General features: G+C 40.5%; 14 protein-coding genes and 1 pseudogene. 9 read left to right on the top strand and 6 right to left on the bottom strand.

The features are described from left to right. Window positions 1-13: 13 nt before the first annotated feature. The gene (locus tag OQX62_RS10915; protein WP_265831561.1) at window positions 14-2,212 is read left to right on the top strand and encodes a response regulator; all 2,199 of its coding nucleotides are present in this window, start codon (window positions 14-16) and stop codon (window positions 2,210-2,212) included. Between the two features lie 46 nt (window positions 2,213-2,258). After that, window positions 2,259-2,414, top strand: a complete 156-nt coding sequence (locus OQX62_RS10910; protein ID WP_265831560.1) for a hypothetical protein — start codon at window positions 2,259-2,261, stop codon at window positions 2,412-2,414. 402 nt (window positions 2,415-2,816) lie between these two features. Here the strand turns inward: OQX62_RS10910 and OQX62_RS10905 are convergent, their stop codons facing one another. Next, complete coding sequence (locus OQX62_RS10905; RefSeq protein WP_265831559.1) at window positions 2,817-3,428, bottom strand: hypothetical protein; 612 nt, start codon at window positions 3,426-3,428, stop codon at window positions 2,817-2,819. 355 nt (window positions 3,429-3,783) lie between these two features. Between OQX62_RS10905 and OQX62_RS10900 the strand changes: the two genes are divergently transcribed. Then, window positions 3,784-4,332 (top strand): peroxiredoxin family protein, encoded by a 549-nt coding sequence (locus tag OQX62_RS10900; RefSeq protein ID WP_265831558.1) that lies wholly within the window; start codon window positions 3,784-3,786, stop codon window positions 4,330-4,332. 344 nt (window positions 4,333-4,676) lie between these two features. Further along, entirely contained in the window at window positions 4,677-5,231 is a 555-nt protein-coding gene (locus OQX62_RS10895) for a cysteine hydrolase family protein (protein ID WP_265831557.1), read from the top strand. A gap of 42 nt (window positions 5,232-5,273) precedes the next feature. Here the strand turns inward: OQX62_RS10895 and OQX62_RS10890 are convergent, their stop codons facing one another. Continuing rightward, entirely contained in the window at window positions 5,274-6,236 is a 963-nt protein-coding gene (locus OQX62_RS10890; protein WP_265831556.1) for an aldo/keto reductase, read from the bottom strand. A 119-nt stretch (window positions 6,237-6,355) separates the two neighbouring features. Between OQX62_RS10890 and OQX62_RS10885 the strand changes: the two genes are divergently transcribed. Further along, window positions 6,356-6,700 carry a winged helix-turn-helix transcriptional regulator gene (locus OQX62_RS10885; protein ID WP_265831555.1) on the top strand — a complete coding sequence of 115 codons (345 nt, stop codon included), beginning with the start codon at window positions 6,356-6,358 and terminating at the stop codon, window positions 6,698-6,700. Window positions 6,701-6,707: 7 nt separating this feature from the next. On the opposite strand, the gene OQX62_RS10880 is transcribed toward OQX62_RS10885, so the two are convergent. After that, window positions 6,708-7,988, bottom strand: coding sequence for an MFS transporter (locus tag OQX62_RS10880; RefSeq protein ID WP_265831554.1), 1,281 nt, complete (start codon window positions 7,986-7,988; stop codon window positions 6,708-6,710). Window positions 7,989-8,045: 57 nt separating this feature from the next. Then, the gene (locus OQX62_RS10875; protein WP_265831553.1) at window positions 8,046-8,636 is read right to left on the bottom strand and encodes a TetR/AcrR family transcriptional regulator; all 591 of its coding nucleotides are present in this window, start codon (window positions 8,634-8,636) and stop codon (window positions 8,046-8,048) included. A gap of 381 nt (window positions 8,637-9,017) precedes the next feature. On the opposite strand from OQX62_RS10875, the gene OQX62_RS10870 reads away from it, so the two are divergent. Next, complete coding sequence (locus OQX62_RS10870) at window positions 9,018-10,679, top strand: hypothetical protein (protein ID WP_265831552.1); 1,662 nt, start codon at window positions 9,018-9,020, stop codon at window positions 10,677-10,679. Window positions 10,680-10,681: 2 nt separating this feature from the next. Here the strand turns inward: OQX62_RS10870 and OQX62_RS10865 are convergent, their stop codons facing one another. Both OQX62_RS10865 and OQX62_RS10860 read right to left on the bottom strand, forming a co-directional pair. Next, a complete protein-coding gene (locus OQX62_RS10865; protein WP_265831551.1) occupies window positions 10,682-11,494 on the bottom strand; it encodes a helix-turn-helix domain-containing protein in 813 nt (270 codons plus the stop codon). Between the two features lie 47 nt (window positions 11,495-11,541). Then, on the bottom strand, window positions 11,542-12,513 hold the full coding sequence (locus OQX62_RS10860; protein WP_265831550.1) for an aldo/keto reductase: 972 nt from the start codon (window positions 12,511-12,513) through the stop codon (window positions 11,542-11,544). Between the two features lie 189 nt (window positions 12,514-12,702). Here OQX62_RS10860 and OQX62_RS10855 point away from each other — a divergent pair, with 189 nt between their 5' ends. The 3 genes and pseudogenes from OQX62_RS10855 to OQX62_RS10845 all read left to right on the top strand — a co-directional run bounded on the left by OQX62_RS10855 (window position 12,703) and on the right by OQX62_RS10845 (window position 14,714). Further along, entirely contained in the window at window positions 12,703-13,200 is a 498-nt protein-coding gene (locus OQX62_RS10855) for a MarR family winged helix-turn-helix transcriptional regulator (protein ID WP_265831549.1), read from the top strand. 5 nt (window positions 13,201-13,205) lie between these two features. Continuing rightward, window positions 13,206-13,700: pseudogene (locus tag OQX62_RS10850) on the top strand (3-methyl-2-oxobutanoate hydroxymethyltransferase); the annotation flags it as partial. 330 nt (window positions 13,701-14,030) lie between these two features. Further along, window positions 14,031-14,714 carry a Crp/Fnr family transcriptional regulator gene (locus OQX62_RS10845; RefSeq protein WP_265831548.1) on the top strand — a complete coding sequence of 228 codons (684 nt, stop codon included), beginning with the start codon at window positions 14,031-14,033 and terminating at the stop codon, window positions 14,712-14,714. Window position 14,715: the final 1 nt, after the last annotated feature.

Here is a 14,715-nt window from a genome sequence, read left to right as displayed (position 1 = left end):
CTCATAAAAATATATGGAAAAAAATAAATCCTTTATGCCTGACAGCAAATTCAACTACCTGATATTCTCTGCATTTGTGGTTGGAATGGCTTTGCTCATTATGATTCAGTACAGTTCATCCGGAAATATGGAAACCCTTATTGAGGGTAATAAGGAATTACTGGAAGAATTACGGACAAGTAATCATTTGCGTGAAATCGACCGGGATATCCTTGGTATAGAAAGCAGGATTCGTGGCGCTATTGCAACGGATGATACTTCCCATCTGGAAGGTGTGGAAGCCAAGATACAAGCGGTAAGGATGTATCTTGATTCCATTGATGATGGGAGTGAGGATCCTTATGTTAAAAAATACCTGGACAGGCTTAATTTTCTGGCTCAGGAAAAAGTAAATACTAAAAATCACCTGATTGATCTTTTTAACCGTACCGGTAAAATGGATGATACCACTTCAATTGGTAACCCTCAGGCCAGAATTACCTCTGATGAGATTACCAGCACCACCCGCAAAATCTATAACAGCAGACAAATGCGGATGCAGAAACTGATCAAACAGATCAATGATAGCGGATTGAAGGCAAAAGCCTATGGGAATATCCTGATCGCCTTATTGTTTTTAAGTGGTGGTGCATTGTGCTGGTTTATCTCACGTCAGTTCAGAAACAGGACTTTGCTGATTGATCAGCTGGATAATTCTGAGCGTAAATCCAGAGAGTCGCTTGGAATTAAAGAAAACTTCCTGGCCAATATGAGCCATGAAATCCGGACCCCACTTAATTCTATCCTCGGTTTTACTACCTTGTTACAGAGACAGGATGTCGACCGTCAGTCGCAGCACTACATAAACTCTATACAGCAGGCCGGGGAAAATCTCCTTTCGATCATTAACGATATTTTAGATATTTCCAAGATTGAAGCGGGTATGATGCGGATTGTAAATAAACCTTTCAGCATCCGTGGATTGCTGCATTCTGTTGAAGTCCTTTTTTCTGAAAGGGTGCGTGCTAAAGGTCTGGGTTATATTACTGAAATTGAAGATGACGTACCAGAAACGTTGATTGGTGATGCCACCCGTTTAACTCAGATCATGGTTAATCTGCTGGGGAATGCACTAAAATTCAGCGAGAAGGGATCATTAAAAATTACTGTTTCAATTGGTAAAGTGGATGGAAATATGATTACCCTGAAATTCAGGGTGGCCGATCAGGGTATTGGTATAAAAGATGAAAAACTGGAACGTATCTTCGAAAGATTTAATCAGGCTGATGATTCCATTACCCGTAATTACGGCGGCACAGGTCTCGGTTTATCTATCGTTAAAGATTTACTGGAAATTCAAAAAGGCACAATAGATGTTAGCAGCAAAGCCGGAGTGGGTACAGAATTTATATTCGAAATTCCTTACCTCACTTCTGACGAGGAGCAAACAGAAGAGAACGTTCACCATCAGGTGATGGAACCCAATACGATCAGTCGTTCCGCACATATCCTTATTGTAGATGATAATATGATGAACCAGGATCTGATGGCCAATATACTGGCTTACTGGGGATTCTCTTTCGCTATAGCCTCTAATGGAAAAGAAGCTATAGAAAAAGTGAAAATCGGTTATTTTGATTTGGTACTGATGGATATTCAAATGCCGGAAATGGATGGATATTCTGCTACAATTGAAATCAGGTCGAAGCTTAAATCTGATATTCCTATTATTGCTATGACCGCACATGCGATGTCTGGCGAGCGCGAGAAATGTATTAGCATAGGTATGAACGACTATATCTCAAAACCGGTAAACGAGCAGGAATTGCTGGGGCTGATAGAAAAATTGACTGTTCCCAACCTGATTGTTGAAGATGTTATTCAGCCTTTTATTTATCTGGATCTGGATTACCTTAAAGATATGGGCAAGGGAAACGTGGATTACGAGCGGAAGATTACCAATCATTTTATCCATAGAATACCTGAAGATATGCAGACACTCCGGACGGCGTTAAAAGCAGGGAATTATGAGCAGATTAAAAAAACAGCACACAGTTTGAGAACAACGCTGGCGATCATGGGCGTGTTGCAAAAAACAGTTCATATGCTGGATGACCTTGAATTCTCAGGTGATCAAAGAAATTTCGGACAGTTGATCTGCGGTTTGGAAGTCATCTGTAATGAGGCCATCAAGGAGGCACAGGTTTATCTCAAAAGCCTGCAAAACAAATAATGATATCATCGAATAAGCTTGGGTAACCTCTAATCGAAAACACAATATGAATAAACTTAAACTTTATGGTAAACCAGATTCTCCGGAGGTATTGCCAATCAAAGATTTTTTAGAACGCAGCCAGATGAGTTACGAATGGATAGATATCAGCAATGATAATCTGGGCAGATATTTAGTCACTTATAGCTGCTTTTATTTGTAAATAATTAAGATAATTTGACTGGCTATACTGTAAATCCTGAAGAGGATATATTGCACGGGAGCATGCTGGAAAAAAATAACTGGTTTCTCCAGGATTCTGAAAATATGCTTTGTAACACCTGCGATTGTGATTTCTTTAAATGCTTCCATCCTGATTTTTTTAAGGTTTTATACTGTTTGTTGATCAAAAGTATAGCGGGGGACAAGGAAAACCTTCTCTGTATCGTTGAACTCAGGATATTGATCGTTGAAAAGCTTAAATCAGCCTGCTATCCATTTAATACAGTACAATGACTGTGACTTACGGACCAGGAAATCAGCGCATCAACGTTTTTAAGACGAAGATAAAGATCGCATATATCAGCCTGACTATTTTGGAATATGGCTGTAGGAGATGAAGGCCTTAGTTTGTTTTTAATTTCGGATTATCAATCATTTCAATAGTATTGATGCTCGCTACAGGCACTATTTTAATATTTGAACTTCCTTTTGTGACATAAAAATAAAAGGAACTATTGGAGTCGAATACATAAATGTCTTCAGATTTACCGGAGTTGAAATTGAGTTTATAATTATAGGTGTAGTCACTGTTGATGATCTTTTTTGATAACATCTTACCACCCGCTAATCCATATCCAACAAATAGTGACAATAGTTCAATTGCAATAAGGAGGACGAAGACCGGGAAAAGAACTTTTTGCATTTCCTTTTTGCTGGTTTCTGGTGCCAATTCAAATCTATGCAGTATTTTTTGACTCCATCTGCTGTTTCTGTAGCTGATCAGCAAAGTTTGTATGCCATATAAAATTAAACAGATTATAATCAAAGCAATAATCAACTCAACCTTTGAAATAAGGTCTGCTATCGGGCTGATCAGGATATCCGTAATTGAGGAGTAATTCAATATATTTATTCCTAAAGGATAATAGAGCAGAGATTCTTTCAAGAGGCCTAAAACAATAAGATATAAATAACCTAATGGCAGCAGGGTTTGAATTTTCTCCAGATATTTCATTCAGGTAATATTGTTTTCGTCTGATTGGTATTTTTAATTCCTTTATTATAAGGTGTATGGCTATCAAATATACTCAAATAGGTGTAATTCTAAAATGAGAGTAGAACATTGTTTCATTTACGCGATAAAAATCTGCAGATCATACATACTTGCCTTTGTATTGGGAAAATAAGCTTGTCTGCAGTCAAAACTCACTATAAGTACTTCGCACATAGCCATTGATCAGGAATTGAAAATAAATTGTTAAATCAATTTTAAATCTACTAAATTAGTATATGTTTATGTCAGCAGAATAAATCCTGCACGAACTAATCCGAATGATTGAGCGAATACACGCTACTTGTTTTGACAACTGATGAGAAAGAAACTATTATTGATAACAATGTTACTGTACCTGGGAATTGCAGCTCAAGCACAGGAAAATAAAGAAATTCGTACCCAAAAAGATGGCAGAGGATATCTGGTGAAGATTGGGGATCAGGCACCTGATAACTTTGAACTGGTTTTACAAAACGGGACTAAAACGGATCTAAAAGCACTTAGGGGAAAGATTGTTGTTCTTCAATTTACTGCATCCTGGTGTAGTGTATGCAGAGAGGAGATGCCTTATCTTGAGAAAGATCTTTGGCAAGCCTATAAAGATAAGAATGTTGTTCTTATAGGAGTAGACAGGGATGAGCCAATAGAGGTTGTAAAAAAGTTTCATCAGGATATGAGAATCACCTATCCGCTCGCATTAGATCCCGGAGCGGAAATTTTTAGCCGGTTTGCAGAACGTAAAGCCGGGGTTACGCGCAACGTAATTATAGATGAAACAGGTAAGATCCAGTACCTAACCCGGCTATATAATAAAAAAGAATTCATGGAGATGATCCGTAAAATAGATCAGCTTGCCAGAAAATAACTGGCTCCAGTCAACCGCCTTGTGTCAGCGGTTCAAGACATTGTTTATTCCTTTCCATTCAATTTTAATAGTCAGTCTAACACAATCTCCATCTATCACACAAATTTAGGGTACTGCAGCAGACGGAAAGCCTTGTACTTACGGCCATTTTACGCTTGAACTTCCATTCATTGGCACCCCTGTCACCTTCTGTAAGTCACCTAAAGATGCTATCTTTCATCACCCAAAGTATAATATTCCATAAATGTTATCGATTTAGCGGCAGCAAAATTTAAATACAAGACGCACAGCAGGATAGTATTATTCAATAAAGATGTTAGCTATCAAATTATTAAACTTGTAAAATGGAACAAAACACGGCGCTTTTAATAATGGATATGCAGGTGGCAGTACTTGCCGGATTAAAAGATACCAAATCAATATTGAACAATGTAGCGGCAGCTATACGCAGTGCGCGCGAGAAAAAGATTCCCGTTATTTATGCAGTTGTCGGCTTCAGGCCAGGTGCACCTGAAGTTAGTTTACATAACAAGATATTTGGCGGAAGTAAACACCGTTATTCCGCTCCTAATATGGACGAACTGATGAAAGTCCATCCAGATATAGCGCCCTTGTCTCATGATATCATCGTGAATAAACGGAGGGTTAGTGCGTTTACTGGTAGCGATCTGGAAATTGTTTTGAGGGCACAGGGGATTCAACATATCGTATTGGCTGGCGTTTCTACCAGCGGAGTAGTACTGTCAACATTAAGAGAGGCGGCCGACAAAGATTACGTGATTTCTGTATTAGCAGATTGCTGTGAAGATGCGGATGAAGAAGTACATCAGGTGCTGATGAACAAAGTTTTCATTCGCCAGGCAGAAGTAATTACATTAAAAGATTGGGTGCAAAAATAAATAGGTTCAATTCGGGCTGTATCATTTACAACCCGAACTGAACTAGGCTTGCACGGTGGCCAGCAAATCATAGGGATAGCCTAAAGAAACTACTGTCAGTTCATTGAGCTGGTGAATGTGGTCAGCAGTTAACTGAACAGATGCGGCTTGCAAACCATCATCAAGATGATGAATTGTACGTGCGCCAACTATAGGGAAAGCACCCTTTGATAAAACCCATGCAAAAGCTACCTGACCTGGTGTGACATTTAATTCTGCTGCGATTGTAAAAAGCTGATCAATAACCTTTCCTGTATGCTCATTTTCGTTATAATCAGCTGTTGAACCCATGTTTAGTCTGCCGCGCTCCCCTTTACGGTATTTTCCTGTCAGCAAGCCGCCCGCTAACGGTGAATACATCATGGTCGCTAAACCAAATTGTGCAGCCATGGGGATAAATTCACGATCCGCAGTGCGCTGTAATAAGTTGTATTCGATCTGAATTGCTGTTAAATGCGTTGAACTTGCAATAGCGGAGGCCTTCCATGCAGGGAAGTTTGCCAGACCTGTATACAATACTTTTCCGGCACTAACTAAATCTTCCAGACCACGAATAATTTCATCAAGAGGAGTTATCCCATCATCATAATGAGGCATATAAATGTCGATATAATCTGTTTTTAGTCGCTTTAAACTGGCTTCTACTGCTTGTTTCATTGCCTTACGGTGATTTCCGGAATTACTTATGGCAGGATTAGCTTCGCTGCTTTGCGTATACTTGGAGCAAATGATAAAGTTACTTCGCTGATGTTCAATGAATTTCCCCACCAGTTCTTCTGATTCACCCAGCTGATAGCGATCAGAAGTATCTATGAAGTTTCCTCCTGCATCTGCATAAGCAGCTAAGATCAGTCTCGAATCTTCCGCATTTGCTCCATATCCTTTTCTTGTTCCCAGCATAGCGGCACCTAAGATGATTTCGCTGCCATATAAACCCGTTTTAGTTCCAATTAACTTATACTTCATGATCTTAATTTTATTGTACAAAATTGTGTAAACAGATCATCAGGTACAAGTATGGCTAAATTTATCTATACCAGATATTATATTGGTATGACTTATATTTGGCGACTAATTAACTGCTGATGTACAAAAAAAAGATACCAGTTTCCTTAGATTGCGGACTACATCTGTTTCTGGAAGTAATCAATGGAAAATGGAAGATCAGTCTGATCTGGTGTATTTACTCGGGAATAAAACGTCCGGGTGAATTGCAGCGGAAATTGCCCAAAGCATCCAGAAGGGTTCTCGATACGCAGCTTAAACAGCTTACAGATCATGGTATCCTGTCCAAAATCATTTACGATGAACTTCCTTTAAAAGTAGAATACGAATTAACCTCTCTGGGAAAAACCCTGATACCCGTAATTAGTTCTACTGCCCAATGGGGAGAAGATCATCGCAATGAATTAGAGGAACTGATCCGCTGATAGCTGTTTAAAAACCTTCGCTCAATACAACATCCCCTTCAGGAATTACTGCATTCTGATCTGCAGTTTTTCTTTTTACCAGCTTATCTACCCGCATCATTAACAGGATGCTGATGATGGAGATTCCGACGATGGTATATCCTACGATATTGTAATGTTCCAGTGGTGCACCTTTACCTTTTTGTGTAACGATCATGCCCGCCACCGCTGCAGCTACACCACCGGCAATTTGCTGCAGGGATGAGTTGATGCTCATATAGGCACCGCGGTCTGACATTTCCGGGACGGCACTGGTTAATGCGGACGACGGAATCATACGACTCATAATCCCTATCATCATCAGGACGTTCAGTACCATCACAAGAATAAGCGGAGTAACGCTTAGATTCGTATAAACCACACACATGATGAACATCCAGACAGAGGCCACAGTAAAAATCTTAAACTTGTCTATCTTATCACTTAGCTTTCCTATAAACGGCATAATAATCAAAGAGCTAATGCCAGACACCATGAACAGCATAGGTAATTGTGCATTTGTAAGTCCGAGGTTATTAATCGCAAAGGAACTTCCAAAAGGCATCATCATAAAACCACCAATTGATAGTAGTGCTGTTGCTGTAAAGCCTATACGGTAATTGCCTTTCGCAAGCGTGTGCCATAAATGTTTAAATGCTGATTTATCATTTTGTATAGCCAGATGTTGTGTAACCGGTTGCAGACGTGCCGCAATCAGCAGTGCAATCAGCACGCTTAAACCTGCTACCATCCAGAATGGTGCTTCCCAGCCCCAGAAGTTAGCCAGGTACAAACCTATAGGTACGCCCAAAACCTGACTGGCACCAAAGCCCATTTGTACATAACCCATTACGCGACCACGTTGCTGTAACGTAAAAAGATCTGTAATGATAGCCATTGATATCGAACTGATCACCCCGCCAAATAAACCGGTTACAATTCTGGCAGCTACCAAAACAGGGTAGGTATGGGCCAGTCCACAGAAGACGGTGCCAACAATAAAACCAATGTAGAAGAACAGCAGCAATTTTTTACGGTCAAACCTGTCGGCAAATCCTGCGGTCAGCAAGCCGGATATTCCTGCACTGAATGCATAAGCAGATACAGCAAAACCGAAGGCCTGGGGTTTAAGTGAAAGCGATTTCATCAGCATATCACCAAGAGGGGACATGACCATGAAATCCAGTATCACCGTGAACTGGGTAATAGCGAGTATGAATATTACAAATTTTTGGTAGCCGGAAAACGGCATGTTTTTTTGTGCCTGCATTTTGTTTATGTTAATCACGTGAATGGTCTCGTGATGGTCAATTCAATTATTTTTTTCTTATTTTTTTAATGCCTTGATAACCAGGTTAAAGGTTTTCCAAAGCACTTTGTCGGTCATCTGATAAGGTTTACCGCTTAAAGATTTTCCTTCATTATCAAAACGTGCCAATGCATAAAGAGGAGCAAAGGCTATAGCCCAATAAGTCTCGAAGGTCATCTCTTCTATTTCACCGCGTTCCATTACATTTTGCATAAATTTGCCCATTACCAGTTTAAATTCCTTTAAAAAGCCAGAAAGAAACTCTTCCTGGTAACTTGAGCTGCGCAACTGATCAAAAAACAGGTTTAGTCCGGGATGATCAGTCATAAACTTATACCTGTTTTTCCACTGCTGCCTCAATCCCTCTTCAAGACTTAGCTCTGGGTCAAAATCCTTAATGATGGTATCACTCATTAGTTTACCACTTTCCATCGCAATGTTTAGGATAAGATCATCCCGATCCTTGTAATAGATGTATAGTGTCGCTACAGAAATATTGCAGGCCTTTGCCAGTTTATTCATGCTAAAGCCTTCAAGTCCATTTTTTACAATCAATTTGATAGCTGTTTGTTTTACCAGATCTTCCTTATCCGTGTCTCTTTTACGCATGTGTTTATTTTCTTCTACAAATATAAGTGAATATTCATTCACTTATATGATAAATGTTAATTTCCATTTTTAGAGCCAAAAAATATAGCCGGGAGAGGCTGAAGTGTTTGTTGCTTCATTCAAATGTAAGTCTATCAGTGTTTTGTGTGTTTTAGTAATGTATTCGATGTTTTTTAAGTTGATGTACTTGTTATGAATAAGGATTATTCAGTGTAAATAGTTAACATGTAATTTTGTTGAGGTAAAAATATACTATAATATGTTAATATGTTGCAGGTTAAGTATATGGCTGATTTTTATATTTGAATAAGCGTCGAATACACATTTAATTATCAGCATATTTTCAAATCGTAATCTCATCTTTCATTAAAACCTACAACTATGAAAAGAACGTTATCAATTACAATTGTAAGTGCACTGCTCTGTTTGTCATTTAACAGCTGCAAAAAATTCGAAGTTAAGGAAGTAGAAACTACGCTCTCCAGTCAGGCCCTGGTCGGAGATCCTTTTTCATGGCCGGTTTATTCCCCTGGCATCAGTTATGACTTCACCAGTGAGTACCCTGCATTGAATCCGCCAACCCAGGTACTTAACGATTGTGCTAATGTTGCCGGAACACTTAAGGGCGACTGGTGGTGTTTCAGATGGGGGCCAAATGCCAATTCCCTGGTCACTCCGGCAGCGATACAGCCGATGCTTGATTATTTTGATGCAGAATTCAGCTATTTCCGTGACACGATGGGCTGGCCGATGGATAAACGTGCAAGGAATGGTTACTACTCATCCATATACCTTTACGGTTCCGGATTGTGTACCGACAATGCGCCAAATACGGCACTTGGCGGCTGGCAGAGCGCCGTAAATTATAACGGACAGAACTGGCCTATTGTACTGGCATCATATTATCCGGTTTATTCATTTGACCCTTCCTGTCCTTACCCCGATGCTGCCAATCAGCGTTCAGCGATGATCCATGAAGGTATACATGCATTACTAGCAGATTATGAAGGATTGAAAAATGCGGCATGGTTTCATGAAGGTGGCAACGTTTGGTTTCAGCAAACAGCAGATGCGGCAAGGAATGGAAATTACAGTACACTTGGGTGGTTAGGTGCCGGTGATGCTATTGCGCCTTTTATGCCAATCGAATGTTATTCCGGCTGGTTGCTTGATGGAAGTTTTGGCGGGCCGTCTGCAGAAGGTGTAAATTTATTTAATGGAAATCAGCAGGTATGCACCTGGCGCAGGTTACTCGGCGGTAAACAGTACAGTAGTGTTTTTCCTACATTTCTTGGTCTGAGGCTAGGTAATAAAGCAGTGCCATGGCTATGGAGGTACTCTCAGAAACGTGTGCTGGAAGGGCTTTCTGAAGGAATAGGAGCGGCGCAGACCCGGAGACTGATTACTGAGTACAGGGCAAAACAGGCTACAGTAGATATGGGGGAATGGAGTGCTGCGTACACCGCCCTGATTGATAATAACTTTGGCAGTTCGATAGCCGAAGAATGGCAGCCCGCTTTGCAACAGGTAACACCCTGGATCGTTACGCCTTACGCGAAAACTACAAACACTAACAATGTGCTCAAACCAGATACCGTTACGCTACCGGGCTGGTCGGGCGCCAATCAGATTCCTTTGACGGTCCAAAACGGAGCTACCCAGGTTAAAGTGAACTTTCAGCCTATCGGGCAGCACATGACCTGCCAGTTGGTTTACCGTTCAACGACCGGGAATGCAGTTTACAGTGCATATGTATCTCAAGGTGAATGTGTACTGAATTTAACTGCTCCGCCTGCAAACGGAGTTGTTGTTGCAGTGATCACCAATAATGACTTTCTTTATAATGGAGAGGCTACCCGGAAAGCGAAATTCAGCTACCGTTTGCGCTTAGTTAATGGTGTGTCCGGTACTGCAAGCGTTAATACTAAATGGTACAAGTGGAATTCGATAAATACCAATGCTAATATGATCGGTACTATGGCTGCACAAAAAACCGGTATAGACTGGTCTGAATACTGCCGCAGGCCAATACCAAAAACTTAATCTCAAACTAACCACTGGGTAGGTGTTTTGCCGAACTTCTTTTTAAAAGAATGAGAGAAATGTGAAAGGCTTTCAAAACCCAGATCCAGATAAATAGCAGATGGTTTTTTATGCTTTTTTTCGATCAGGTGCCGGGCTTCAGTCAGCCTTATTTCCTGCAGCCAGGCCCGTGGTGCCATATTGAAAATTTTTTGGAAGTCTCGCTTAAATCCGGCGAGACTTCTTCCTGTAAGGCGTGCAAATTTCTCGATGGGGATATTGAAATGGTAATTACTCAGCATGAATTTTTCCAGATCGATTTTGTAAGGCTCGGAAAAATCAAATAGAAAATCCTTAAGATGGGGCAGGGTATGGAGAAGCAACAGTACAGCCTCCTTCACTTTCAGCATACCCACAGCATTGGTTACGTTTTGCTCTGAATGCCGTACGTAGGGGATGACCGATTTGAAAAAAGCATCCAGGAAATCATTTCCAGGAATAATGATATTATTAGGGCCGGTGTATTTTTTTCCGGTTTCTATTTGTTCCTCCAGTACAATCTGCCTAAGTAAATCTTCTTTCAGACAAATGACGATGGTTTGATAGCCCTCGTCATTTAATGGTGTTTTAGTAAGTTCTCCCAATTGATTTCTGCGAATCAATAACATCTCTCCCCGCTCCATAGAGAACTTCTCGCTGGCAGTTTCCATTGTAAAACGGCCTGAAACCTGTAACACCAGCATGTTATGCTCCAGAAATGCTACTTTTTCCTTCCTCAGCGATGAGTAATAGGAATAAAAGAGTACGCCCGGAATTATTTCAGTCGGATTGATCATTACGTAAAGATATAAAAAGTCGGGGCTTCAAGTAGAGCCCCGATTTGTTAACGTTGCAGGTATGTGCTGCCCAGTATTGATCCTGAAGCAAAATTTGTATTCAGGATATTCAATTCATCAGCAGTAAATACGATTTCCATCGCCTTTATGTTTTCCGGCAAGCGCGATCTGCGGCTCATGCTTACCAGCGGCATGATATGATCGCCCTGTGCATTTACCCAGGCAATCGCTAATTGTGTTGGTGTGCATCCTTTTACCTTCGCCAGCGTTTTCAGTACCTCTACTTTCTCCAGATTCTTCAGCAGATTATCTCCCTGAAAACGTGAGAAATGGTTGTGGTAGTCATTTTCCGCAAGGGGAGCTTTCATCTCACCCGTCAGTAATCCTTCTGCAGTGTTGGCGAAAGCGACTACATTGATACCCAATTCTTTAGCAGCAGGAAGCAAATCAGCTTCAATCTGGCGATCAGCTAATGAATAACCTATCTCCAGAGCCGTCACTGGGTGAATGCTATTTGCTTTTCGCAGTTGCTCTGCAGTAATTTCCGAAACACCCAGGTAACGTACCTTTCCTTCTTTGATCAGGTCGGCAACAGTTCCGATTATATCTTCTACAGGAACACTGTTATCCATTCTGCAGGGCTGATAAAGATCAATGGTATCAATTCCAAGACGTACCAAAGAATAGTTAATGAAGTTTTTTATCGCAATGGGACGAAGATCCAGCCCAATCCATTGACCATTATGGAAGATTGCACCAAACTTGACGCTGATAAAAGCATCCTCTCTGCGACCTTTGAGGGCTTTGCTGATCAGTAATTCATTGTGTCCGTTCCCATAGAAGTCTCCGGTGTTCAGGAAGTTAATGCCGCTGTCTAATGCCGCCTGAATGGTAGCAATACTTTCATTTTCATCATTTACCGGACCACCCCAGGTTGAAGACATACGCATGCAGCCTAATCCGAGTTTGGAAACAAGCGGACCATCTTTACCAAGTTTTATTTTTTCTATTGTTGTCATTGCTTTGTTTTAAATGATTAACAAGTCAAATCTCAGCTTTATATAGCGTAACAGCTTTCCTTTATGGCTCAATTTAGTTGTCTGAGTAGCTCAGGTAAGTCGGTCAGAACAGCGAGGATGGAATAATAATTTGCTAAACTTAATAACTTATTTACATTTGCATAACTGGTTATGTAAATGTTGTTCTATATGAAATTGTTTGAAAAAACGGGAAAGATGGCTTTGGGAAGCAGGCTGCGTTTGATGACTGCAAGGATTACTGATGATGCAGTCCGGATTTACGAACTATATGAAGTGGAATTCTCCCCAAAATGGTTCCCTGTATTTTTTGTTCTGGCAGAAGATGGAGAACATACCATTACAGAGATTGCCCATAAAATAGGGCATTCGCAGCCATCGGTAAGCAAACTCATCAGGGAAATGACAGTGACCGGATTGGTTCAGGAAATAAAAGGGGCTGCAGATAAAAGAAGAACGTTAGTGGCACTAACCAAAAAAGGAGAAGAAATGTCAGGACCGATGAAAATACAATGTGCAGATATTAATGCTGCTATTGATACCATTATCGCTGAAGCACAACACAACCTTTGGGAGGCTATCGAAGAATGGGAGACACTTCTGGACAAAAAATCTTTGCTAACCAGAGTAGATGAACAAAAGAAACTACGCGAGCGTAATAATTCATAAAGACTATGTCACAACATAAAGAAATTAAAAAGATTACTACGCATACGTTGCAGGCGATGAAAGCGAGAGGAGAAAAAATCGCTGTACTTACTGCCTATGATTTTTCAATGGCTACTGTGCTCGATCAGGCCGGATTAGATATGATTCTTGTTGGCGATTCGGCGGCAAATGTGATGGCCGGTTTCGGAACCACTCTTCCTATTACACTGGATCATATGATTTATCATGCGCAAAGTGTAGTAAGAGCAATTAAAAGCGCATTCGTACTGGTAGATCTGCCATTTGGTACCTATCAGGGAGATCCAAAAAACGCCTTGAATTCGGCTATACGCATTATGAAAGAATCCGGTGCTCATGGCGTAAAACTAGAGGGTGGTGAAGAGATTATAGACTCCGTCAAAATTATCCTTAGTGCGGGAATACCTGTTATGGGACACCTTGGCCTGACTCCACAATCCATTAATAAGTTTGGCACTTACGGACTCCGCGCTAAAGATGAAAGGTTTTATTGCTATTGAACTGAGCAGGCAGGATCTTGCTTCTTTTACATGGCTTCTTATGAGTCGTTGTTCCGAACGATCAATGAACTGTTAACAGAAAATGTGACCGTTATTTCAGGAAAAACCATTGCTATCAAAATGAAGATACATTTCGTGAATTTTTACAGGATATTGATCTGCATGATCGTTATTTAAACTATTTGTCCTTTTTAGTTATATTTTTGTTGGATACTATATAATTGTAATGAAACCACCACGAGCATACGGCTCACAAACAGCAATGAAAATGATCGTGGTAGCTTCATAACAATTGAATACAATTATTTACTAATGAAAAAAAACACCACTTGTAATCTGGAATCCTGTTTCATGTGCCGGCTCTCCTTGAAAGAGTGGCATCCTGCAATCGCCGCACACAAGAAAAACTTTATTGCCAAAAAAGGTGAAGTGATTATCAAAGAAGGCGATCCGGTAAGTGGTGTTTATTTTGTGACGTCCGGAAATGTAAAAGTTCATAAACAGTGGGGGGAGAGAGAACTTATTTTACGCTTTGCTAATGATGGTGCCATTTTTGGTCACAGGGGAATCAGCAGCTCAATCTCGACTTATCCCATCTCTGCCACCGCACTGGAAAATACACAGTTGTGTTTTGTGGATATAGCGTTTTTTAAAACCACCTTAAAAGTTAACCATGAATTTGCTTACGGGATGTTAATGTTTTATGCCGATGAACTGCACAATTCAGAGAAAAGGATGAGAGAACTGGCACTGATGTCTGTTAAAAGCAGGTTAGCTGAAGCGATCTTAGATCTGAGAGATCAGTTTGGATTAAACACAGAAGGTTTTCTAAGTTTAGAGCTGAGCAGACAAGATCTGGCGGCTTTTACCGGAACAACTTACGAAACAGTTTTTAGAATCATGAATGAGTTACTTGGTGAGAAATTGATCAGGGTTAAAGGAAAAATGATTGGGATTGTTGATGAAGCAGGGTTGAAAGAATTAAGCAACGGATAAA

Source organism: Pedobacter sp. MR2016-24, from assembly GCF_026239655.1.
Classification (GTDB): domain Bacteria; phylum Bacteroidota; class Bacteroidia; order Sphingobacteriales; family Sphingobacteriaceae; genus Pedobacter.
This window is presented reverse-complemented; position numbering and strand designations above follow the sequence as displayed.